The 22,583-nt window shown below is 40.2% G+C and carries 22 protein-coding genes; 7 read left to right on the top strand and 15 right to left on the bottom strand.

The features are described from left to right. Nucleotides 1–58: 58 nt before the first annotated feature. Together purB and AC1DYB_RS03505 are read left to right on the top strand one after the other, a co-directional pair. Complete coding sequence (gene purB / locus AC1DYB_RS03510) at nt 59–1,405, top strand: adenylosuccinate lyase (RefSeq protein ID WP_477432464.1); 1,347 nt, start codon at nt 59–61, stop codon at nt 1,403–1,405. A gap of 224 nt (nt 1,406–1,629) precedes the next feature. Next, the gene (locus tag AC1DYB_RS03505; protein ID WP_295711730.1) at nt 1,630–2,181 is read left to right on the top strand and encodes a NifU family protein; all 552 of its coding nucleotides are present in this window, start codon (nt 1,630–1,632) and stop codon (nt 2,179–2,181) included. A gap of 210 nt (nt 2,182–2,391) precedes the next feature. Here the strand turns inward: AC1DYB_RS03505 and AC1DYB_RS03500 are convergent, their stop codons facing one another. The 7 genes from AC1DYB_RS03500 to ppk1 form a co-directional block, all read right to left on the bottom strand. After that, entirely contained in the window at nt 2,392–3,183 is a 792-nt protein-coding gene (locus AC1DYB_RS03500; RefSeq protein ID WP_477432462.1) for an inositol monophosphatase family protein, read from the bottom strand. Beyond that, complete coding sequence (locus tag AC1DYB_RS03495; protein WP_477432460.1) at nt 3,149–3,634, bottom strand: GtrA family protein; 486 nt, start codon at nt 3,632–3,634, stop codon at nt 3,149–3,151. Before AC1DYB_RS03495 ends, AC1DYB_RS03500 begins: the two co-directional genes overlap by 35 nt. After that, nucleotides 3,627–4,793, bottom strand: coding sequence for a prolipoprotein diacylglyceryl transferase (locus AC1DYB_RS03490; RefSeq protein WP_477432458.1), 1,167 nt, complete (start codon nt 4,791–4,793; stop codon nt 3,627–3,629). Before AC1DYB_RS03490 ends, AC1DYB_RS03495 begins: the two co-directional genes overlap by 8 nt. 29 nt (nt 4,794–4,822) lie before the next feature. Then, nucleotides 4,823–6,145: a tRNA (N(6)-L-threonylcarbamoyladenosine(37)-C(2))-methylthiotransferase MtaB gene (gene mtaB, locus AC1DYB_RS03485; protein WP_477391602.1), complete on the bottom strand. Its 1,323-nt coding sequence runs from the start codon at nt 6,143–6,145 to the stop codon at nt 4,823–4,825. A 124-nt stretch (nt 6,146–6,269) separates the two neighbouring features. Then, nucleotides 6,270–6,833 carry a UbiX family flavin prenyltransferase gene (locus tag AC1DYB_RS03480; protein ID WP_295711718.1) on the bottom strand — a complete coding sequence of 188 codons (564 nt, stop codon included), beginning with the start codon at nt 6,831–6,833 and terminating at the stop codon, nt 6,270–6,272. Nucleotides 6,834–7,012: 179 nt separating this feature from the next. Continuing rightward, entirely contained in the window at nt 7,013–7,891 is an 879-nt protein-coding gene (locus AC1DYB_RS03475; protein ID WP_477391601.1) for a Ppx/GppA phosphatase family protein, read from the bottom strand. After that, on the bottom strand, nt 7,888–9,939 hold the full coding sequence (gene ppk1 / locus AC1DYB_RS03470; RefSeq protein WP_295711716.1) for a polyphosphate kinase 1: 2,052 nt from the start codon (nt 9,937–9,939) through the stop codon (nt 7,888–7,890). Before ppk1 ends, AC1DYB_RS03475 begins: the two co-directional genes overlap by 4 nt. Before the next feature lie 186 nt (nt 9,940–10,125). On the opposite strand from ppk1, the gene AC1DYB_RS03465 reads away from it, so the two are divergent. Beyond that, on the top strand, nt 10,126–10,617 hold the full coding sequence (locus tag AC1DYB_RS03465; RefSeq protein WP_295711715.1) for a YajQ family cyclic di-GMP-binding protein: 492 nt from the start codon (nt 10,126–10,128) through the stop codon (nt 10,615–10,617). 106 nt (nt 10,618–10,723) lie between these two features. Here the strand turns inward: AC1DYB_RS03465 and bioB are convergent, their stop codons facing one another. From bioB to ribD, 5 genes are all read right to left on the bottom strand, one after another. Beyond that, a complete protein-coding gene (bioB, locus tag AC1DYB_RS03460) occupies nt 10,724–11,725 on the bottom strand; it encodes a biotin synthase BioB (protein WP_477432455.1) in 1,002 nt (333 codons plus the stop codon). Between the two features lie 179 nt (nt 11,726–11,904). Beyond that, on the bottom strand, nt 11,905–13,260 hold the full coding sequence (mgtE, locus tag AC1DYB_RS03455) for a magnesium transporter (protein WP_295711711.1): 1,356 nt from the start codon (nt 13,258–13,260) through the stop codon (nt 11,905–11,907). Between the two features lie 305 nt (nt 13,261–13,565). Next, on the bottom strand, nt 13,566–14,180 hold the full coding sequence (locus AC1DYB_RS03450) for an IMPACT family protein (protein ID WP_477432453.1): 615 nt from the start codon (nt 14,178–14,180) through the stop codon (nt 13,566–13,568). A 63-nt stretch (nt 14,181–14,243) separates the two neighbouring features. Then, on the bottom strand, nt 14,244–15,122 hold the full coding sequence (locus AC1DYB_RS03445; RefSeq protein WP_477432451.1) for an EamA family transporter: 879 nt from the start codon (nt 15,120–15,122) through the stop codon (nt 14,244–14,246). 176 nt (nt 15,123–15,298) lie between these two features. Then, a complete protein-coding gene (ribD, locus tag AC1DYB_RS03440) occupies nt 15,299–16,345 on the bottom strand; it encodes a bifunctional diaminohydroxyphosphoribosylaminopyrimidine deaminase/5-amino-6-(5-phosphoribosylamino)uracil reductase RibD (RefSeq protein ID WP_477432449.1) in 1,047 nt (348 codons plus the stop codon). 33 nt (nt 16,346–16,378) lie between these two features. On the opposite strand from ribD, the gene prmC reads away from it, so the two are divergent. Next, a complete protein-coding gene (gene prmC, locus AC1DYB_RS03435; protein WP_477432447.1) occupies nt 16,379–17,254 on the top strand; it encodes a peptide chain release factor N(5)-glutamine methyltransferase in 876 nt (291 codons plus the stop codon). A gap of 160 nt (nt 17,255–17,414) precedes the next feature. Here prmC and xerD read toward each other — a convergent pair whose 3' ends face one another. Continuing rightward, nucleotides 17,415–18,314 (bottom strand): site-specific tyrosine recombinase XerD, encoded by a 900-nt coding sequence (gene xerD, locus AC1DYB_RS03430; RefSeq protein WP_477432445.1) that lies wholly within the window; start codon nt 18,312–18,314, stop codon nt 17,415–17,417. 40 nt (nt 18,315–18,354) lie between these two features. Here xerD and aroQ point away from each other — a divergent pair, with 40 nt between their 5' ends. Beyond that, nucleotides 18,355–18,771: a type II 3-dehydroquinate dehydratase gene (gene aroQ / locus AC1DYB_RS03425; RefSeq protein WP_295711699.1), complete on the top strand. Its 417-nt coding sequence runs from the start codon at nt 18,355–18,357 to the stop codon at nt 18,769–18,771. A 73-nt stretch (nt 18,772–18,844) separates the two neighbouring features. On the opposite strand, the gene AC1DYB_RS03420 is transcribed toward aroQ, so the two are convergent. Both AC1DYB_RS03420 and AC1DYB_RS03415 read right to left on the bottom strand, forming a co-directional pair. Continuing rightward, nucleotides 18,845–19,897: a glycosyltransferase family 2 protein gene (locus AC1DYB_RS03420; protein WP_477432442.1), complete on the bottom strand. Its 1,053-nt coding sequence runs from the start codon at nt 19,895–19,897 to the stop codon at nt 18,845–18,847. Beyond that, nucleotides 19,894–20,778 carry a lysophospholipid acyltransferase family protein gene (locus AC1DYB_RS03415; RefSeq protein WP_477391591.1) on the bottom strand — a complete coding sequence of 295 codons (885 nt, stop codon included), beginning with the start codon at nt 20,776–20,778 and terminating at the stop codon, nt 19,894–19,896. Before AC1DYB_RS03415 ends, AC1DYB_RS03420 begins: the two co-directional genes overlap by 4 nt. Nucleotides 20,779–20,792: 14 nt before the next feature. Between AC1DYB_RS03415 and AC1DYB_RS03410 the strand changes: the two genes are divergently transcribed. Beyond that, nucleotides 20,793–21,431, top strand: a complete 639-nt coding sequence (locus AC1DYB_RS03410; RefSeq protein WP_477432440.1) for a WbqC family protein — start codon at nt 20,793–20,795, stop codon at nt 21,429–21,431. After that, nucleotides 21,432–22,556 carry a magnesium/cobalt transporter CorA gene (gene corA, locus AC1DYB_RS03405; RefSeq protein ID WP_295711694.1) on the top strand — a complete coding sequence of 375 codons (1,125 nt, stop codon included), beginning with the start codon at nt 21,432–21,434 and terminating at the stop codon, nt 22,554–22,556. Nucleotides 22,557–22,583 lie beyond the last annotated feature (27 nt).

Here is a 22,583-nt window from a genome sequence, read left to right as displayed (position 1 = left end):
CTGTCATCTGCATATCTGCACATCTATTTTCTTATCTTTGCAAAAATTTATATTTTATATGACCCTTACTCCACTTTCAGCAATTTCGCCAATTGATGGCCGCTATAGAAACACCACTGCTGAACTTGCCGGTTACTTTTCAGAATTTGCCCTCATCAAGTATCGTGTATTTGTTGAGATAGAATATTTCATCACATTGGTTGAATATCCTTTACCTCAGCTACAACAATTTGATAGTAATCTAACAGAAAAGTTACGCGACATTTACAGAAATTTCACTGAAGCGGATGCTGAAAGCATTAAAGTGATTGAAAAAACAACCAACCACGATGTTAAAGCGGTGGAGTATTTCATCAAAAATGAGTTTGATAAATTAGGTGGTCTTGACCCTTATAAAGAGTTTATACACTTTGGATTAACCTCGCAGGATATAAACAACACAGCTATTCCTTATACTTTTAAGCTGGCCATCAACAATACCTACTACCCGGCTATAACCGAATTGGTTAGTACCTTAAAAAGCTACGCAGCCGATTGGGCGCAAATTCCCTTGCTTGCACACACCCACGGGCAACCGGCATCGCCTACACGTTTGGGTAAAGAGATTGAAGTGTTTATTGAACGTATAGAAGGACAATTGGCCTTGTTAAAATCGGTTAACTATTCGGCAAAATTTGGCGGAGCTACAGGTAACTTCAATGCACACCATATAGCTTATCCGGGTAAAGACTGGAAAGCTTTCGGTAACCATTTTGTTAATAACATTTTAGGATTAAGCCGCTCACAATTCACCACTCAAATTGAGCATTATGACAATTTTGCCGCCCAATGTGATGCCCTGAAAAGGATTAATAATATATTGATTGATCTTGACCGTGATATGTGGACGTACATATCCATGAATTACTTTAAGCAAAAAATTAAAGCCGGCGAGGTTGGCTCTTCAGCCATGCCACATAAGGTAAACCCAATTGACTTTGAAAACTCCGAAGGTAACTTAGGTATCGCTAACGCCTTATTTGAGCACCTGGCTGCTAAACTGCCAATATCAAGACTTCAGCGCGATTTAACCGACTCAACCGTTCTGCGTAATATAGGCGTACCTGTCGCGCATACATTGATTGCGATAAAATCAACTATCAAAGGCTTAAACAAATTATTACTTAACCAGGACGCCATCACTGCCGATCTTGAAGCTAACTGGCCCGTTGTTGCCGAAGCCATTCAAACTATTTTAAGACGTGAAGGATATCCTAACCCTTACGAAGCACTGAAAGACTTAACCCGTACAAACCAACAGATAAATGCTCAAACAATATCGGAGTTTGTTGATACGTTAAATATAAGTGATGAAGTTAAGAGTGAATTAAAGCAAATAACTCCATTAAATTATACCGGGATTTAATTCTAAAAACCCGTCATTGCGAGGTACGAAGCAATCTCTACACAGGCAGATCGAACTTCCATTTCTCCTCTGTACAGCATAGAGATTGCTTCGTACCTCGCAATGACGCGCTTTTTTTACATGTCTGCACATTTGCAATCTTCCCGTCATAACACGTTAACTATTGCATTTAAACAAAAAAGCTACTTAAATTTGTTAATTCCATTTTAAATATAGAATTCACGATGAATATCAACGTATATACAGAATCAACGCCAAACCCGGCAACTATGAAGTTCATAGTGAACAAGTTGCTAATTAATGGCAGTGCCGACTATGCTACAAAAGAGAGTGCCGAAAAATCACCTTTCGCTAAAGAATTATATAAGTTTTCTTTTGTAAACGGTGTTTTTTTCGCCAGCAACTTTGTTACTATCACCAAAACTGATGATAGTGACTGGGCAGATGTTGAGCCTATTATGAAAGAATTTGTAAAAGGCGCGGTTGAATCAGAACTAAAGATCCAATTAGAAGAGCAATCTGAAGAAACAAACTTTGAAGGTTCTGAAACTGAAGTTAAAATCCAGCAGATTTTACATGATTACGTTCGCCCGGCTGTTGAGCAGGATGGTGGCGCTATTTCTTACCGCTCATTTAACGAGGGTGTGGTAACTGTTGAGCTGCGTGGTTCATGCAGTGGCTGCCCGTCATCAACCATAACTCTTAAGGCCGGTATCGAAAACCTGCTTAAACGTATGGTGCCCGAAGTTACCGAAGTGGTATCAGAAGCATTATAAGATATACACAAATTATACTGATTTATTCGAATTGCACGAATTGATCAGATACATGAAAGGCACAAACTTAATCGAATTACACTAATCTGTGTTCGATTAAATTTGTGCCTTTTTCATTTGAGAAAATTCGCTCTTATTCGGGAAATTCGTGCTTGTTAAAATTCGTTCTTATTCGTGAAATTCGTGTTTATTAAGATTTCTACTCCTCTTTTACTTGAAGTACTTTTGAATAGAAGTTAACAGTTCTTCGGTTATCTTTCCGTTAGTTGCCAGCAACTCTCTTGTTTCCAGCACTTCGCTTCCACCTTTAAAATTTACTACCTGGCCTCCGGCTTGCTTTACAATTACTATACCTGCCGCCACGTCCCAGGCGTTCAAATTATATTCATAAAAAGCATCAAACCTACCGCAGGCGGTATAAGCCAGATCAACGGCTGCAGAGCCTATCCGTCTTAACCCATGGCTGCTTTTCATAAGCTCGGCAAATAGTTCAATATATGCTGCCTGCTTCCCAAAATCATAATAAGGGAAACCTGTTGCCAATAAGCTGGTGGCTACTGTTGTGTTTTTGCTTACGCTTATCTCCTTACCATTTAAATAAGCAGGTGCATCTTTCCAGGCATAAAAACATTCATCCTGGTTTATTTCATATACAACCCCTAACACCAGTTCGTCGTACTCCTTCAACGCAATACTTACCGAAAACGCGGGTAAACCATGTATAAAATTGGTGGTTCCATCCAACGGATCTATTATCCAGTTATAACGTTCTCCAATTGTGGTTGTGGTTTTTTCTTCGGTAATAAAGCCCGCTTCGGGCAATACTTTCCTTAGGCCTTCAACTATTATTTGCTCGGCGGTTTTATCAACGTATGATACCATATCGTTGAGTCCTTTATACTCAATTTTATCAGAATCAAAAGTTTTACGTTCCTGCCTTATAAAATCGCCTGCCTGTTTAGCAATTTCAATTACCTGGTTCGCTATGTTCGTGAGTGCCATGATGTCTTAATGATAAGCTAAATGAAAATACCTTGTGTATAAAAAAGCTTGCAAAAAACAAGCTTAATGCGGCACCTATACGTGCTAAAGGCGGATAGATCCCGAAAACCTGTATCAACACCTTAATTACAAACAAATTTGCAAAAAAACCAATGCAGGCCACTGATGCAAAGCGGAAAAACTGTTTATATGCCGATAGTTTTGACTCCGTGAAAACTAGGTAACGGGTAACCAAAAAATTAACGATCACTCCCAACGCAAACGATATGGCTAATGACAATGTGGAATTACGAACTGTAATTGAGCCTATAGGATAAGTGTGCCGAACCAGTAAATTATGATAAAAGAGATAGAACGCAGATATATCAACCAAAAAACCGGCACCTGCCGAAAGTACAAACCTGAACACCTGGTTATCCAAAAGCCTGTATGCCTGCTTTGTATTAGCCATGCTGCAAAGTAGCTGTTTTTTTGTTTTTTAACCCGTTTATAATTAAAGCAGCACCGCCAATTACCATAATCAATGAAATCATTTCTGCTTGCGTAAAACTGACGCCGGCTACGTGGTATTTTGTATTTACACGGATTAGCTCAATAAAAAAGCGTTCAACACCGGCCAATATCATATAAATACCAAACAACACACCTGAACTTTTTATTCGCTTGCGGATGCTCCACAAAAAAGCAAATAACAACAAGCCAATTATGCACTCATAAAATGAAGTAGGGTATACAGGATATTGTAATTCATGGCAAAACTTGCCAACGCAATTAACCATGGCCACTCCCTCATCATTAACGTTATGCGGAAATTTGAACGACCACATCCAATTTGGCGCCCAGCTTAACCATTGTGGTTTTGGATTAAGGTTAACAACACCCCAATCGCCATCGCCAGACATCTGGCAGCCAACACGCCCCAGAGCATAAGCCAGCATCATACCAGGGCCACCAATATCCAGCATATCCAGTGGTTTAATACCATGTTTCTTGGCTATGTAAAGTACCGCAGCACCGCCACAAATAAGGCCCCCATAAAAGGTTAATCCGCTAAAGCCAATCAGCATACCAACCGGGTCTTTCATAAAATCGCCCCAGTTTTCAAGGGCATTAAATAATTTAGCGCCTGCAAAGCCAAACACTGCAGCCCACAGCAAAATACTGCCCATTAATTCATGCGGATGAGCTGTTACTTCTTCTATTTTGGGTTGAGCCAGCTTTTGTTTATCGCTCTCATAATAGGCCCAGTAAGCAAAAGCGGCCGCACCTATGATACCACCCAGCCAATTGCCACGTGTTGATAAAAGAAACTCCTGTGGATTATCTAAAAGCAGATGATAGTTTAGTACAGCATCAATAATTTTGTAACCTAAAATAAAGCCGAATATCCCATTGCCTATCAACTCATTAACAGTAGCCGGCTGGCCAATGGTAACAGTTTTTTTAAAGCTATGAATTACGCCAAGTTTCTCTTTTCTATCAAACTCCTTTGCAAAAGCCCAATAAGCTGCCATAAAAGCTATCGCCACAAAAAAACCAAAAGTTTGAATAGGTAATGGTAAATTAAAGCCAAAAAGGTATTGAAGAAGCGATGTTATGGTAGGAAACATAGGTTAAATTTTGAAGCGAAGATAATGTTTTAATGCATTAATATTTCCTGGCCTTCTGTTATTTCGACGTCACCATCGGGTGAAATATTTGTTAAGTAAACCGTTTTCAATTCATTAACCAATATAGGATCATACTTAACTTTTACCTTTACGTAGTTACGGGTAAACCCGTGCATGTACCCCTCTTTTATATCGCGCTCAAACAAAACTTCTTCGTTTTTATTGAGTTGGGTTTCGTAAAAAGCCCTGCGTTTTTTATCAGATAAAATATGCAGCATTTTACTCCTGTCGTTACGGGTTGAGCCGGGTACTACCCCACTCATTTCGGCTGCCAGGGTGTTTTCCCTTTCAGAATAAGTAAATACATGCAGGTATGAAACGTTTAGTTCGTTCAAAAAATTATAGGTATCGATAAAATCTTCCCTGGTTTCGCCCGGGAAACCAACGATCACATCTACACCAATGCAGCAATCTGGCATCAGCTCTTTTATTTTGGCTACGCGGTTTACATACAAATCGCGTTTATAACGGCGGCGCATCAAACCCAATATTTTATCTGAGCCTGATTGCAATGGGATATGAAAATGCGGAACAAACCGTTTTGAAGTAGCAACAAACGCAATAATCTCGTCGGTAAGCAGGTTTGGCTCTATAGATGATATGCGGATACGGTCAATCCCTTCAACCTCATCCAATGCCTTTACCAAGTCAAAGAACTTATCTTCACGCTGACCGTTTCTGATCCCGAAATCGCCCAGGTTAACACCTGTAAGCACTATTTCCTTTACTCCTGATAAAGCGATTTCCTTTGCCTGCTCAATTACGTTTTGGATAGTATCACTCCTGCTGGAGCCGCGAGCTAAGGGAATGGTGCAAAAGGTACATGAATAATCGCAGCCATCCTGAACTTTCAGGAAAGTACGGGTACGATCGCCACCAACAGAATAAGCCGGCACAAATTGGTTAGCCTCACTTACCGGTTGGTTATAAACTACAGCTTTGGGCTTTTTAGTAAGATCGGTAATATGATCAATGATCATGAATTTTTCTGCAGCACCAAGCACCATATCAACACCAGGTATTTCGGCAATTTCCTGGGGTTTTAATTGGGCATAACATCCCACAATAGTTACATACGCGTTAGGCGAAATCTTAAGCGCTTCTTTAACTATCTTTTTACACTTTTTATCAGCGTTTTCGGTAACCGAACAGGTATTTATAACAAAAACATCGGGAGTATCGGAAAACTCCACCGTATCATAACCAGCCTTGCTAAACAGCCTGCCGATAGATGAGGTTTCTGAGTAATTCAGTTTACAGCCTAAAGTATAAAAAGCGACTTTCTTATTCATTTCAAAGCTGCAAAGGTAAGCAATTTGTGAATTAGTGAGTTGATGAATTAGCTATTTTTACTTTGGGCTTAATTATTAACCAGGTAAATCCAATCACAAATTCGCTAAATCGCCAATTCATTAACTAAATTCCTTTCCACTCATAGCTCTTGTTCTCCAGCCCTATCAGATCAATAACCCGGTTCACAACCGTCATGGCCAGCTCTTCTATGGTTTGCGGTTTGCTGTAGTATGAGGGAATAGCCGGGCAAATAATACCACCGGCTTCCGTAACTGTAGCCATATTACGGATGTGGATGAGATTAAACGGCGTATCGCGCGCCACCAGGATAAGCTTCCGGCGTTCTTTGAGGATCACATCGGCAGCACGACTGATCAGGTCATCAGAGATCCCTCCCGCTATCCGGCCAAGGGTGCCCATGGAGCATGGAACAATAACCATAGTATCAAACTTAGCCGACCCTGACGCAAAAGGGGCCATGAAATCATTTTTGGCGTAAAACTTATAATTGTATTTGCTGTAGTCCTCATTATCAAGCTCAAAACGCCAAACATCCTTCGCGTTATCAGACATTACGACTGCAACTTCCTGTATTTGATCTTCTAACTGACTTAACTTCTTTAATAACAGATCGGCATAAATAGCGCCGCTTGCACCCGTAATAGCAACTACAATCTTCTTCTTCATGACTCATCAATAACTACCCAAACAGATAAAAGTTACGGGCATAAAAAAGGGTCGAATAACTTGTACCCGACCCTACATCTACCTATGAAAAACATGCCCTTGAGAGGGCAATACAAATGTACTAACAGTTTTTATATAAAAAAACAAATTTGTAAAAATAATTTTACGTTATTTTTCTATTAAGATAAATTCTTTTCTATTAGAAGCTGTATAATTCCATCAACCATACCTACCCGGGGAACATAGATCTGCTTTATACCGGCGTTTTTCATCACAGTCATATAAATTTCACAGGCAGGAATGATTACATCGGCCCTATCCTGGTTTAAACCAAGTACGTTTATGCGGTCTTTTAGTGAAAATGAATTGAGATAAGTATAAAGTGATTTTAGCTTACCAAATGCCATTGGCGCATCGTCACCTTCTTCGGCCAGTCTATGTATTTTGTTGATATTACCACCGGTTCCTATGCCTAACAATTGTTTGTAGCCACGTGTATGTTCCCGGATAAAATCTTTCATCTCGTTCCAGGTTTCTTCAGAGTCCTGGTTATCCAGTATCCTGATAGTACCAATATTAAATGATTTGGAAGCCATCAGTTCCCCTGCCGAAAAAAGTGAAAGTTCGGTACTGCCACCACCAACATCTATATATAAATAGCTTTTGCTTTTGTCAATAGTTTGCTCGGCATGACTGGCATATATCACTTTAGCCTCTTTTGAACCATGAATGATCTCCAGATCAATATTGGCGTCCTGTTTTATCAGTTTAACTACATCATCGCCATTTTTAGCTTCACGCATGGCCGATGTAGCATAAGCCAGGTAATCCGTCACCTTATAAACATCCATAAGATTGCGGAATGCACTCATTGATTTTACCAGGTCGCCGGCTTTTTTATCAGAGATGTGTTGCTGAATAAAGGCATCATCGCCGAGGCGCAACGGCACCCTGATTAAAGTGTTTTTCTTGAAAGAATAAGAACCATGATTTTCAATAATATCGGCAATAAGCAGCCTTACTGCGTTGGAGCCAATATCTATAGCTGCGTATCTCAATTTTGTTTGTTTTTAGTTTTAAGGTAAGTATATATCTCTATCTGCGCACGATGAGAATCGGCCGAATTAGTTTTATGATATTTGTTGCTGTTGGTGCTGTTTATTTCGCGTGCCTTGGTATTATCCTGCAGTTGTATGTTGATCATATCCTTCACTTCCTTACGCAAGTGCTCATCTAAAATCGGGAAACCAACCTCTACCCTGTTATCAATATTCCGGCTCATAAAATCGGCCGATGTAAGGTAGATCAACTCGCTACCACCGTTGCAATAAATGTGTACACGTGCATGTTCCAGATATTTATCTACAATGCTTATCACCTCAATATTTTCACTGAAACCTTTTACACCGGGAACAAGGCAGCACATACCACGGATGATCATTTTTATTTTAACACCGGCATTGCTGGCCTGGTATAATTTATTGATCAGGCTTTCATCGGCAAGGCTGTTCATTTTTAATATCATGTAGGCCTTTTTGCCTGCTTTAGCATTCTTTATTTCGTTATCTATCAGTTTGTAAATGCCCGGCCTTGAATCAATGGGCGATACAATCAGCGTCTTTAGTCCTTTCGGCAGCACATTCCTTTTAAGGGCTTTAAACACATCAGCAAGATCATCAGTTATCTTTTTGTTAGCTGTAAAAAGCGTATGGTCTGCATAGATCTTAGCAGTTTTTTCATTAAAATTTCCTGTTGATAAACAGGCATAATTTACCACCTTTTGTTTTTCCAAACGGCTAACCAGGCATATTTTTGAGTGCACTTTGTAGCCTGGCACTCCATAAAGCACATTTACACCCTCTTCTTCTAATCTGTTGCTCCAGAATATGTTGTTTTGCTCATCAAACCGTGCACGAAGCTCTACCAGGCAATTTACTTTTTTACCGTTTTTGGCAGCGTTTACCAATGCGTGAATAATCCTTGAATTCTCGGCAAGGCGGTAAACCGCTATACTGATTTCTTTAACCTTAGGATCAATAGCGGCCTCGCGTAAAAAGTGAATAATGTAATCATATGACTGGTAAGGTGTGCTTACCATATAATCCTTTTTAGCAATCAGTTCAATCAAACTTTTGCCAAAAGAAAGATCCTCAACAGGCAGAGCAGGGTATTTAACAAACTCCAGTTCGGGCGAACCAACATTAGGAAATGATATAAAATTTTTAAAGTTATGATACCTGTTACCGGGGATCAGGCTCTCGCCATGCAGCCCCATTTTGGTTACCAGGTACTTTAACATATCCATCGGCATTTCGGTATCGTAAAGCAAACGCATAGGTGTCCCTTTCTTGCGTTTTTGAAGGCTTTTGGATAGCGCGTCAATAAATTTTCCGCTTAGTTCTTTATCCAGATCAAGCTCTGCATCGCGGGTAAGCTGCAATGAATAGGCCTCAATACTGTCATGATCAAAAATGAAAAATATATCCTCCAAACTGTACCTGATGATATCATCCAACAGGATGATAAACTTCAGGTTATTGGTTTCGGGCAATACCACAAATCTTGATAGCGTATCAGGAAACTCAATAAGCGCGAACCTTGATTTTTTATTTTTGGTGAGCTTAACAAAAAAGTAAATGGCTCTGTCGCGCAGTTCGGGCAGCGGCAGGCTATCATCCAACATAATTGGCACCAGCGTAGCCAGTAATTTCTCTCTGAAATAGTTTTTAACAAACGCCCCACGGGATACATTAAGCTGCTTATCATTCAGAATAAAGATCTTTTCCTCGGCAAGCTGTTTAACTATAATGTTTTCATACAGGTTGTTGAACTTACGTTCCTGCCGTACAACGATGTTTTTTATCTGATTAAGGAGTTTTTTGGGGTTATATCCTAAAATCTCCTTCGATTTTTCGTTCAAAGCGGCAAGGCGGCTCATGGTTGCTACCCTCACCCTATAAAACTCATCAAGATTGGATGAAAATATCGCTAAAAAACGCACCCGTTCAATTAATGGAACAGTGGGATCAGCAGCTTCCTGCAAAACCCTATCGTTAAAATATAACCAACTTATTTCCCTGTTTATTAATGGTGCCTGTTTATCCATAAAAATTTGTGCCCCCGGGCCACATTTACAAAGCTGCTTATTTATTTGTTAACTTAATATTAACTCATCTGCATTTTGAAGGTTTTTATTCATTATTATTTATTACGTTATGTAAACAAATTAATAATCATCATGCGTAAATGTTTACAATACATTAGTTTTGTAAACATTTATAAACACAAACTTATGCCAACATTTGATATAGTAAGCAAGATAGACGGCCAAACCCTTGATAACGCTATCAATACCGCTAAAAAAGAGATATTAAACCGTTATGATTTTAACGACTCTAAAAGCACTATCGACCTGGATAAAAAAACAAACGATATAACCATTGTTACCGAGAACGATATGCGTTTGAAAGCCATCCAGGATTCTATCATAGGCCGTATGGTAAAGCAACATCTTGATCCTAATGCGCTTGATTTTGGTAAAGAACAATATGCATCGGGCAATATGATCCGTAAAGAGATCAAAGTTAAGGAAGGTATTGATAAAGAAACCTCCAAAAAATTGGTTAAAAAAATAAAAGACAGCGGCTTAAAAGTTCAGGCATCTATCATGGACGACCAGGTGCGCGTGCAGGGTAAAAAAATAGATGACCTGCAGGCAGTGATTAGTCTTTGCCGTGGCGAAAACTTTGGTCAGCCATTGCAATTTATTAACATGAGGGATTAATTCTAATTGTGCACCCCTCCCGTCGTTGCAATGACGAATGATTAAAAACAACAAGAGGCGCAAATATGCGCCTCTCTAATAATATCTCCATATAAAACAGCAGGTGTTAACCTGCTGTTTCCATTTCTTTAACTTCATTAGGACGACCATTCTTGAATGCCTTACGCGGCGATAAGCCCAGCAGCTCAAACATTGCCATATCGGTATCAAAAGATGGGTTTGGCGTAGTCAGTAACTTCTCGCCTGCAAAAATTGAATTAGCACCAGCCATAAAACAAAACGCCTGTTCAACCACGCTCATTTCTGTACGGCCGGCAGATAAACGCACTACTGTTTTAGGCATAATAATGCGGGTAGTAGCTATCATCCTAACCATATCCCAAACAGATACCCTGGGCTGATCGGCCAGTGGTGTTCCCTGTACTGGTACCAAAGCGTTGATTGGCACAGACTCCGGGTGCTTTGGCAAGTTTGATAAAGTTTTCAGCATTGAGATGCGGTCTTCAACCGTTTCGCCTAAGCCAATAATACCTCCACTGCATACAGTGATCTTTGCTTTGCGAACGTGCTTCAACGTATCTAAGCGGTCATCATAGGTACGGGTGGTTATAATACGTTTGTAGTCTTCCTCAGATGTATCCAGGTTATGGTTGTAAGCATACAAGCCTGCATCTGCCAAACGCTGAGCCTGGCTTTCTGTAAGCATACCCAGTGTACAGCAAACTTCCATATCAAGGCTATTAACGGCCTTTACCATATCAATCACTTTGTCAAAATCACGATTATCCCGCACTTCACGCCATGCTGCGCCCATACACAATCTTGAAGCACCGCCTGCTTTTGCCTTTTCTGCAGCCGCAATAACTTCATCCTTTGGCATTATCGCATGAACATCAACACCGGTATTATAACGAGCTGCCTGCGGGCAATAAGCACAATCTTCAGAGCACCCTCCGGTTTTGATCGAGATCAGCGAACTGATCTGCACCTCGGCGTAGTCGGTATTTTCACGGTGAATACTTGCCGCTTTATAAACAAGGTCAAGTAACGGGGTATGGTATATTTCGGCTATTTGTTCTTTTGTCCAGTCGTTTCTTACTTCAGTCATAAGTTTTAATTTAATATCTCAATCTTATTGTTAGCTCGCACTAAGACGCAAAGATTCAAAGATTATTTACTATTCTGGTTATTTCTGTTTTATTTTATCGCAAAGGTGCTTAGATGCAGGGCATTAAAAATTATTTGCAATGCGTCCCTTCGTTTCTTCGCGAAATCAATTCTTAAATATCAATGCTTCAACAAAAGCTTGGTAGCAAGATAAAGCGGCAGCAAAAATCCCGCGCAATCTGTAAAAGTAGTTATAATGATAGATGATGCAACTGCTGGGTCAATCCCTACTCTTTTTAACACAAGCGGAATTGATGCGCCGGTAATGCCTGCAATAATTAAGTTCCCTGTCATCGCTAAAAACAAAACCAGGCCCAGCATGGGGTTAGCATCATAAAACAAAGCAATGCAAAAAACTACAAGTCCGTTAGCCGCGCCGTTGAGCATGCCTACTAAAAACTCTTTTATAACAGTATTATATGCCTGGCTATCTGTAAGGTTGCTTAATGAAATACGCCTCACGGTTACCGCGAGGGCCTGTGTGGCAGCATTGCCACCCATACCTGCAATAATAGTCATATAAGCTGCAATACCCTTTACCTGCGATACAGTATCATCAAAATGACGAATTACCGAAGCCGCCAAATAGGCCGTAGCTAAATTAATAACCAGCCATGGCAAGCGGCTCTTAACAGCATCTTTCCAGTTACCGCTCAGTTCTTCATCTTCTGATACACCGGAGATCTTTAAAATATCCTCGGTATTTTCCTGCTCCATTACGTCGATGATATCATCAACCGTAACCCGCCCCAGCAGTTTCATGTTATCGTCAACAACCGGTATGGTGGTTAGGTTATATTGGGATATTAAGCGGGCAACTTCTTCCTGGTCAAGATCAGCCTTTACATAAACAGGATCGCGCCTAACCAGGTCTTTTACTTTTACATCGGCGTGAGCCTTAATTACATCTTTTATGGATAATATTCCTTTCAGGATATCAAAATCATCGACAACGTAAATGGTGTAAAACTCTTCCATTTCTTCAGATTGACGGATGATCTCGTCCAACGCTGCCTTTTTATCAAGGTTGATGTTCACCTTAATAATATCGGAGTTCATCAAACCACCAGCCGTATCCTCGTCATAACTTAACAAGGCGCGAATGCTGCTTGCATCTTCCTGGTCAATATCCTTTAATATTTCGTGTTGCTGATCCTTATCAAGCTGTGAAATAATATCGGTGGCATCATCATAGTCCAGTTCCTCCACAATCTCCGATCTTTTCTCGGGATGCAGGTTAATGAGTAGTTCTTCGGGGTGATGCTCCTCATCCATTTCCGAAATTACTTCTGAGGCTACGTCGGTTGGCAGGATATTGATAATGCGTTCTTTTGCTTCCTGCGGAAGTTGCTCAAACAGCAAGGCAATCTCCGAAGCGTGATAATCTTGCAAAACAGCCTCTAAATCAGCATCATCGCCTTCAAGGGCGGTTTTAATGCGGAGGAGATCGGTTTTATCTAATTCAAAAGATTGCATATGCGACTAAAATAAACATTTAAGCCACAAAACAGGAATTAAAAAGGTATTAATTGAGCGTTAAAATAAACACGACACTAACCAATTAGTAACAACATGAACATAGGTGCCAAATAGGTATTGGTGTGTGTTCCATTTACAAATGGGGAGGAATTAGTGGTTTTTTTTTGATTTTTAACTTTTAACTCGCAATGAACTAACTATCAAAAACTTACAAAGTTAAATTCAAAATCATCTAAGACATTACTTGACGTACTTCTACCATCTGCACTTTTCCATGTTTCCTGAAACAGTATACATATCAATTAAAGACTAAAGTTAAACCGCGATTTTATCCCGCTTACCTTGCTCAATTTGCCCAGCGTTTGTTCAACCTGTGTTTTACGGATAGAAAGCTGGATGCTGGAATCATTATCAAATTGCTGCTCAAGCACAACCAGGTTATCATCCTTAATTATCCTCATTACATCATTCATTTGCAGGTAATCAAATGTGATGGTATAAATGTCATTCACGGTTTTCTGGATAATTACAGCCTGCTTCAGGGCCTCCTCTGTTGCAACTTTATAAGCATTAATTAAACCGGGAACACCTAACAAAGTACCACCAAAATAGCGCACCACTACAACCAGGATATTGGTAAGATCCTTAGATAATAGTGTATTTAAAATTGGCCGGCCGGCCGTGCCAGATGGTTCTCCATCATCATTTACCCTGAATACCGACCTATCGATACTTAAGCGCACAGCCCAGCAATGATGATTGGCTTTGGGATGTTCGGCCTTTAGTTTAGCAACTATGCCTTTAATATCATTTTCTGAACTGATAGGGTATGCAAAGCCCAGGAACTTACTGCCCCTGTCGCGAAAGAGGCTTTCAGTTGGTTTTTCTATAGTTTGGTAAGTATCGTCAAAAAGCATTTTAGAAACTAAAGGCAGAAGGCTTACAGCAAGAGCAATAATTTGCCTTCATAATGTATATCATTAAATGTGCAGAAATCCTAACGTTTGCGGAAAGTAGATAATTACAATAGCTAATACGGCTATCACAATACCTATTTTATTAAGCAGACTTAGTTTTTCTTTAAATACCAGCATGCCAACCAAAGCGCCAACAACAATAACACCGATGTTCATTGCTGAAAATACTGATGACGGATTATTTGCCAGTACTTTATGCGCTTTTAAGTAAAATAGTATGTTACCAAAATTAAACATACCCAATACCCAGCCTATAAAGATATGAGGCCAGGAGAAACGCATTTTTTTGGTAAAAACCTGGTATAACAACCCTATCAACGACAGTACAAACGCAAGGATAAATATGACGAAGATAGCCGTGGTAAACGGTACATTGTTAACCTTTGTTATCTGTTTTAACAATACATCAATAACTCCGAAACCTAAAAACACAATAAGCAGGTAAAGCCAGGAGCCTTTCTCTGCTCTATTGCCGGCACCTTTTTGCCAGGGGATTGAGCATATAATAGCGATGAAAGCCAACGCAATACCGATTATTTTAACTGAGGTTGTTGCCTCGCCAAATAAAAGGAATGCTGCAATTATGGGAATGAATAAGGATAAACGTTGTGCAACATCCGTACGCACTATACCGGCCTTCCGCACCGAGGAGGCCATAATTACAAAAAGTAACGGAAATAATATCCCGAGTGCCAGGTAATTATAAATGGGCGCCTGCTGCAGGTTTGATAAAGATGGTCTAAAAAATATCCAGGTAAGCAATATCGCCATGGAGTAATTCCAGGTGATTGCCTGGAAAACATCGATATGATAACGCTTGGCCAGCTTTAGCATAACCGACACAATAACACTGCAACAGATACTTAAAAAAACGTATAGCATTTTATATAATTGGCTTATTGAAAGAGGCAAGAATTAAGAGTCAAGAATCAAGATAAGAAACTAAAAATCAGATTGCTTAAGCTAATATCTTAACTAATCTGGCTTTTTAGTTGATTTACTGTATACCTGTTTTCTTCCGTCTTGACTCTTAATTCTTGATTCTTCCGACTTGATTTTTATTTATTATGGAGCACCTGCAAGCGGTCTTCTCCTATTAAAGACTCATCCGCAATTATACCGGTTATTTGCGGTGATTTTATACCTTTTGTTAAAACAGTTTTGCCGGTAAAAATACGGGCCTCATCCCAAAGTCCGGCTTCAATAAATGTTTGCAGCGTATGCGCGCCCCCTTCAATTATTACAGATTGAATATCCTGCAGGTATAACTGGTACAAAATATATTGCGGTACATAACGATCAAAATCCTCCAAAGCAATGAACCTGTTTTTTCCATCTACGTTGAACTCAACTTCATTAAAAATGAATGTTTCAACCGATTGATCAAATACATTTGACTGTTTATTTAACTCCAGCCGCCTGTCAATCACTACCCGTTTGGGCGACCGGCCCTCCCAATAGCGTACATTCAACTGTGGGTTATCAATGGCAACGGTGTTCTTGCCTACCAGTATGGCATCTTCTTCGCTACGCCATTTGTGTACCAGCTTGCGCGATTCCACACCGGTTATCCAAAGCTGACTACCATCATCCGGCGCAAAATAACCATCATTGGTTTGTGCCCATTTCAGAATAATATACGGCCGGTGCTTTTGCACCTTGGTAAAAAAACGGCGGTTAAGCCATTGGCATTCGGCCTCTAACACCCCGATAATCACTTCAATACCGGCAGCTTTAAGCTTTTCAATACCCTTGCCATCAACCTGCGCAAATGGATCGCGGGTACCAACCACTACCAAAGGAATTTGATGCTTGATGATCAAATCGGCACAGGGCGGTGTTTTACCGTAATGCGCGCATGGCTCTAAAGAAACATAAATTACAGATTGCTTTAATAGCTCAGCCGAGTCATCAAACTTACTGGTAACCTGCGCAATAGCATTCACTTCGGCATGTGCTTCACCATATTTTTGGTGGTAGCCCTCGCCTATTATTTTGCCATCATGAACAACAACGGCCCCCACCATCGGGTTCGGACTAACCAGACCTGCTCCCAATTCGGCAAGTTCAAGGCAACGCTGCATAAATTTTTCATGTTGAACCATGCTGCAAAAGTAGCTTTTATGTTACTTTGTTGTATGATTACTATCCAGGAAGTTTTTGAAGATTACAAAAAGCTGAACAATATATATAGCTCCAATGAAACTGAGTCACTCAGCTTGTTGGCTATCAGCGAGATAACACAAACATCAAAAGCAACAATTAAAGCTTTTCCTGAAAAAGTGCTTACTGCCGAACAGCTGGAAAGGCTGCAAAATATTTTAGCCGAACTGCTAACAGGCAAGCCTATTCAATATATTTTAGGTGTTACCGAATTTTATGGATTACCATTTAAAGTAAACCCCAGCGTACTGATCCCCCGCCCCGAAACGGAAGAATTGGTGGAATGGATTTTAAGCGAAACGCAAAAGGTGAAAAACAAAGGTTTTTCGGGACGCATTATTGACATAGGTACCGGTAGCGGATGTATCGCTGTCACCTTAAAAAAGAATTTACCAGGCGCTGTTGTTTTTGCAATAGACATATCGGAGGATGCGTTACGTACCGCCAAAGACAATGCCGAACTCAATGAAACAGAAGTTAATTTCCTAAAACTGGATATCCTTAATTTTTTACCAGACAGCACCATTCCAAAGTCCGACATCATCGTCAGCAACCCTCCCTACGTTACCGAGGATGATAAAAAGCAGATGCATAACAACGTTACTGATTTCGAGCCGCATACAGCGCTGTTTGTACCCGAGAATGACCCATTGATATTTTACAGGGCTATAGCTGATTTTGCTTTAGTTAATTTAAAACCGGATGGCTATTTATTCTTCGAGATCAATGAAAATCTGGGTAATGAAACCGTTAAACTTTTACAGCAAAAAGGATTCAAAAAAATTGAGTTAAGGCAAGATATGAGCGGTAGGGACAGGATGATTAGCTCGCGGTTGACAGTTGACATATAGCAGTTGGCGGTGGGCAGTGTGTAGTTTACAGTGGGCAATTTGCAGTTAATAATTGTAGCCAGTTTTAAGCGGTAGGCGCCAACTGTTACAAGCACAATGCTATCTTTCAACTGCAAACTGCCAACTGCTATCTGCCCACCGCAAACTGCTCACCGCCAACTTATGACCGCGGATGAAACTGGCTAATTGTACTCTTTAAATACTCCCTATCCAAATGGGTATAGATTTCGGTAGTGGTGATACTTTCATGGCCCAGCATTTCCTGCACGGCGCGCAGGTCGGCGCCGCCTTCAACCAAATGGGTGGCAAATGAATGGCGGAAAGTGTGCGGACTGATCGTTTTTTTCAATCCCACCGTTTGCGCCAGGCTTTGGATCATCAAAAATATCATCTGGCGACTTAGCCTTGCTCCCCGTCGGTTTAAAAAAACAATGTCTTCCTCACCTTTTTTGATGGGGATATGGACACGCAAACTCCCGGTATATATTTGGAGGGCCTTAATGGCTTCTGCTCCAATGGGTACTAAGCGTTCTTTATTTCCTTTACCTGTAACTTTTATAAATTCAATATCAAGATACAGGTTTGATAGTTTAAGCTCTGTAAGTTCAGATACCCGCAATCCGCTACCATATAAAGTCTCCAGTATGGCTTTGTTGCGGGGACCTTCGGGCTTTGAAAGATCAATAGCTGCAATTAGCTTATTAATATCCTGGTAACTCAGCGTATCAGGCAGTTTACGCTGAATTTTGGGCGATTCCAATAATTCCGATGGATCATTTTTTATAATATCCTCCATCAGCATATATTTATAAAAAGCTTTGATGCCCGATAATATCCTGGCTTGCGAAGACGGGATCATGCCCAGCTCATTAACCCAGTTTATAAACTGGCGCAGATCGCCAAGTGTAACGCTTTCCGGCTTTAGTTTAACTACCTGTATTTCAGAAAACTGGTATAACTTTTCTATATCCCGGCTATAAGCTTCAACGGAATTATCTGCCAGCGATTTCTCTAATTTCAAATACGCCTGGAAACCTTTAATTGCCGAATGCCAATCCAATTGATTTTACTTTTAATGTTTTATAGTTAAGTTTGAACCAATGAAGATACAAATTATTAACGGCCCCAATTTAAACCTGCTTGGCGTACGCGAAAAATCCATCTACGGTAACACCAACTTTGAAAGTTATCTTGAGGAACTGCGTGCCCGTTATGCAAACATCACCATTAATTATTACCAAAGTAATGTTGAAGGCGAAATTATAAACAAACTCCACGAAATTGGTTTTGAATACGATGGGATTGTAATAAATGCCGGTGCCTACACCCACACATCTATTGCAATTGCCGATGCTATCGCGGCCATCAATACACCCGTTATCGAGGTACATATTTCAAACGTTTACAAGCGAGAAGAATTCAGACATCACTCCATGCTCGCGGCAAGCTGCAAAGGTGTTATTGCAGGTTTTGGCATGGATTCATATAGACTGGCTATTGAAAATTTAATTGGATAGTATTTTTTATTCGGATTGAAGGAAAAATACGGTAAATGCAGATTGAAAATTAAAAGATTCGAAACTGTCAAAACTAAACCAGGTCGCCCTGTGGAAGATCGGTAAACTTGATTTTCTTTTTAACAAAAAACTGCCATACAATACTACCTCTGAAGGTACCTTTTAAGTTAGCGGTGAGTGGTGAATCGCCTAAAGTAATTTTTGACTTTTCACTTTTGGTTTTTGATTTAAATAACCCTGCGAAAAAGCTCTGGTGTGCCCTGCTTACCGCCCAGGCGTCTCTGCGCTTGCCTTCTGCTAAAAATCGCAGTAAAGCCAGCAGATCCATCCATATGCGCAGGCTAATCACCCAAAAGGCTCTCCAAAACGATAGGTTATTGCTAAGCAACAGTAAATTATTCCTGAAATTAAGGTAGGTTTTAAAAGGGTTTTCTGCATCTAATGTGCCTCCCCCAACGTGATATACCGTTGATTGCGCACAGTACATCACTTTGTAGCCCATATTTTTAAGGCGCCAGCATAGGTCAATTTCTTCCATATGAGCAAAAAAGCGTTCATCAAAGCCACCTGCCAAATCCCAATATTTCTTTTTGATGAACAAAGAAGCGCCCGATGCCCAAAACACCTCGCCCGACAGTTCATATTGCCCATGATCCTTTTCAACTTCGTTAAATAGCCTTCCCCTGCAAAACGGGTATCCGTAGGCATCTATAAAACCACCCGCAGCACCCGCATGTTCAAAGGTATCTTTCTGCGCATAAGCTAATAATTTTGGCGCTGCCGCGGCAATTAGCTCATCGCTTTCCATCAGGCTGATCACAGGCTCTATCCAGCCGGGTACTACTTCCACATCTGAGTTTAGCAGGATATAATAATCAGCATCAACCTGGGCCAAAATTCTGTTATAGCCACCGGTAAATCCGTAATTTTTGTCGTTTTGAATAATGCTGACAGTTGGGTAATTCTCGCTCACGAAAGCTACAGAATCATCCGTAGAGGCATTATCGCCCATCACAACTTCAAGCCCTGGCCAGGTGGATGCCATAACTGAGGGAAGAAATTGCTTAAGGTATTTAGTACCGTTCCAGTTTAAAATTACTACGGCAACCTTTGGTTTATTAATCATCTATGTAAATCCTCCGGCCTGAATTTCCACCTTCGGTGCGACCATAGCCAATATTGTGGCTCCTTCCTGATCATACCATCCAGGTATTGCACATGCATATCTGTAATCTCATGCTCGGCAGTTTGTTTGGGATTTTCAGTCAATGGAACTAATGTGTAAGTATAATAACCGCGTTTAACGCGTTTCATGTCATAAAAAACAACAGCGGCATCAATTGTTTTAGCTATTTTTTCGATACCTAAAAACACTGCTGTAGGTTGGTTTAAAAATTTGGCAAAATAAGTAACCTCGTGCATTACGGGCGTTTGATCGCCAACCAGCACGCTTACCGTTAACTCTTTCCTATACTCTACCATTTTACGCAACGTTTGCTTCATAGCTACCGGCTGCCCCCCAAAACGCGAACGGATCTGGATAAAAAACTTATCAAAAATTGCATTCGACAATGGTTTATAAACTATCATAAACCTTTTATCGGTAACAAAATTAAAATTAAGCGCCGCCATTTCCCAATTGCAATAATGGCCGGCTACTGCAATAATACTTTTACCTTTGGCAAAGTACTCATGCACCAGTTCGGCGTTTGTGGCTATTACTCTCTTCTGGATTTGTTTTTCAGATACAGTGATCATTTTAACCGTTTCAACAATCAAATCAGCAAGGTAGCGATAGTATTTACGCTCGATATCCTGGCGTTCTTTTGCTGACTTTTCTGGAAAAGCATTGGCCAGATTTTGTTGTACAACATTACGGCGATAATGTACGATGTAGAATATAACTACAAACAAAACATCAGATATGAGATACAAAAACCAAAAGGGCAATAACGATATCAGGTATAAAAATACTATACCTAATCTTAAAAGCCCTTTTTTTACCATTATTTTAACCAATTTTGAACACAAACATAAAATATATGATTGAAAAAGGTGCTGTATTGCCAATGTTTTATCTTCCGCCGGTTGAGTATTTTGTACAATTAAATACTTACAAGCCTGATATACTGATAGAAAGAGAAGAACATTTCCCTAAACAAACTTACCGTAACCGTGCCAATATTTACTCGCCCGAGGGTATCCTTACATTGGTGGTGCCGGTTGTAAAAGGTTCAAAAAAACACACAAAAGTTAAAGACGTTAAAATAAGTTATGATTTTGACTGGCAACGCCTTCATTGGCAAAGCCTTGGTGCCTGTTATCGCCGGTCGGCTTATTTTGAATATTATGAAGATGACCTGGCCGTGTTTTATGATAAAAAAAAGCAGATCCCTTATTTATTTGACTACAATGAACAGCTTTTGCAACTGCTGCTTAAATTTATAAAGATAAAAACGGAAATAAAATATACCGACGAATACCATGCGGCGTATCCATCCCTTCCAGACTTCAGGGCATCAATCCACCCTAAAAAAGATGCAGAGTGGGAACAAAAACCTTACTTCCAGGTTTTTGAGGACAGAAAAGGGTTCCTGAAAAATCTGAGTATTGTTGATCTGCTTTTTAACCAGGGGCCACAAAGCTTAAATTATTTATAAATGGATAATCGTATTAAAAGAGTACGCTATAACGCCCGCAGGCGCAGCGGTAATGTAGGCGATAGTCCGGGCCTGATTGTAGTACCGGAAGGTGCCCTTACACCTCATATAGCTGTTTTTAGTTATAATAAAGATGAGCTGATCACATCTGAGGGTAAAGACATTAAAGTAATCCTCTCCCAGTTAAAAAAGTGTGATAACCATACACACTGGATAAAGATCAATGGCCTCGGAGACGCCCAACTGATAGAGCAGATAGGTGTTCATCTTAATATAAACCCTTTAGTGCTGGAAGATATTGCCAACATTCACCAGCGCCCAAAGTTTGATGAGTACGAAGATTACGTGTTTAGCACCAGCCGCATTGTACATTTTAACAGTGAGGACGAGCTGGTAAATCACCAGTTTTCATCTATTGTAAAGGATAACCTCATTATTAGCTTTGAAGAAGACCACAAAGAGTATTTTGAAGCAGTTAAAGCCCGCCTAAAAGCAGGTAAAGGAGCCATACGTACTGCAGGACCAAGCTACATGTGCTATGCGCTTACTGATACCATCATTGATACTTACTTTATTTTACTTGCACAAATAGGCGACAAACTGGATAGCATAGAAGATAAGGTTTATAACGATGCCGATAAAAGCATCATGTTCAATTCTCAGCAAATTAAACGTACCCTGATCATTATCCGCCGTGCAAGCTGGCCCGAGCGTGATAAGATCAATGATATGATCCGCTCGGAAAGTGTGCTGATCCCCCCCGAAGTAAAACTTTTTTTGCGCGATGCTTATGACCACTGTATCCAGGCGATGGACCTGATTGAAAACTATAAGGAGGTAACTTCCAGTATTATTGATCTTTACCTATCCATGGTGAGTAACCGGATGAATGAGATCATGAAGGTACTAACTATCATCTCGGTTATATTTATTCCGCTCACCTTTATTGCGGGTATTTACGGGATGAACTTTTCGAGGCAAGATGACAAAGGCCACGTTTTACCAGATAATATGCCCGAACTTTACTGGCATCATGGCTACATATATGCTATTGTCTTTATGTTTTTAATAGCGATTGTACAGGTTGTTGTATTTTGGAAAAAGGGGTGGTTTAATAAATTGTAATTCAATTTTTGGGTTTACACAAAAGCC

The organism is Mucilaginibacter sp. P2_A4, from assembly GCF_056405015.1.
Note: the sequence above shows the minus strand (reverse complement) of the source record. Positions and strands in the feature narration are given on the sequence as shown.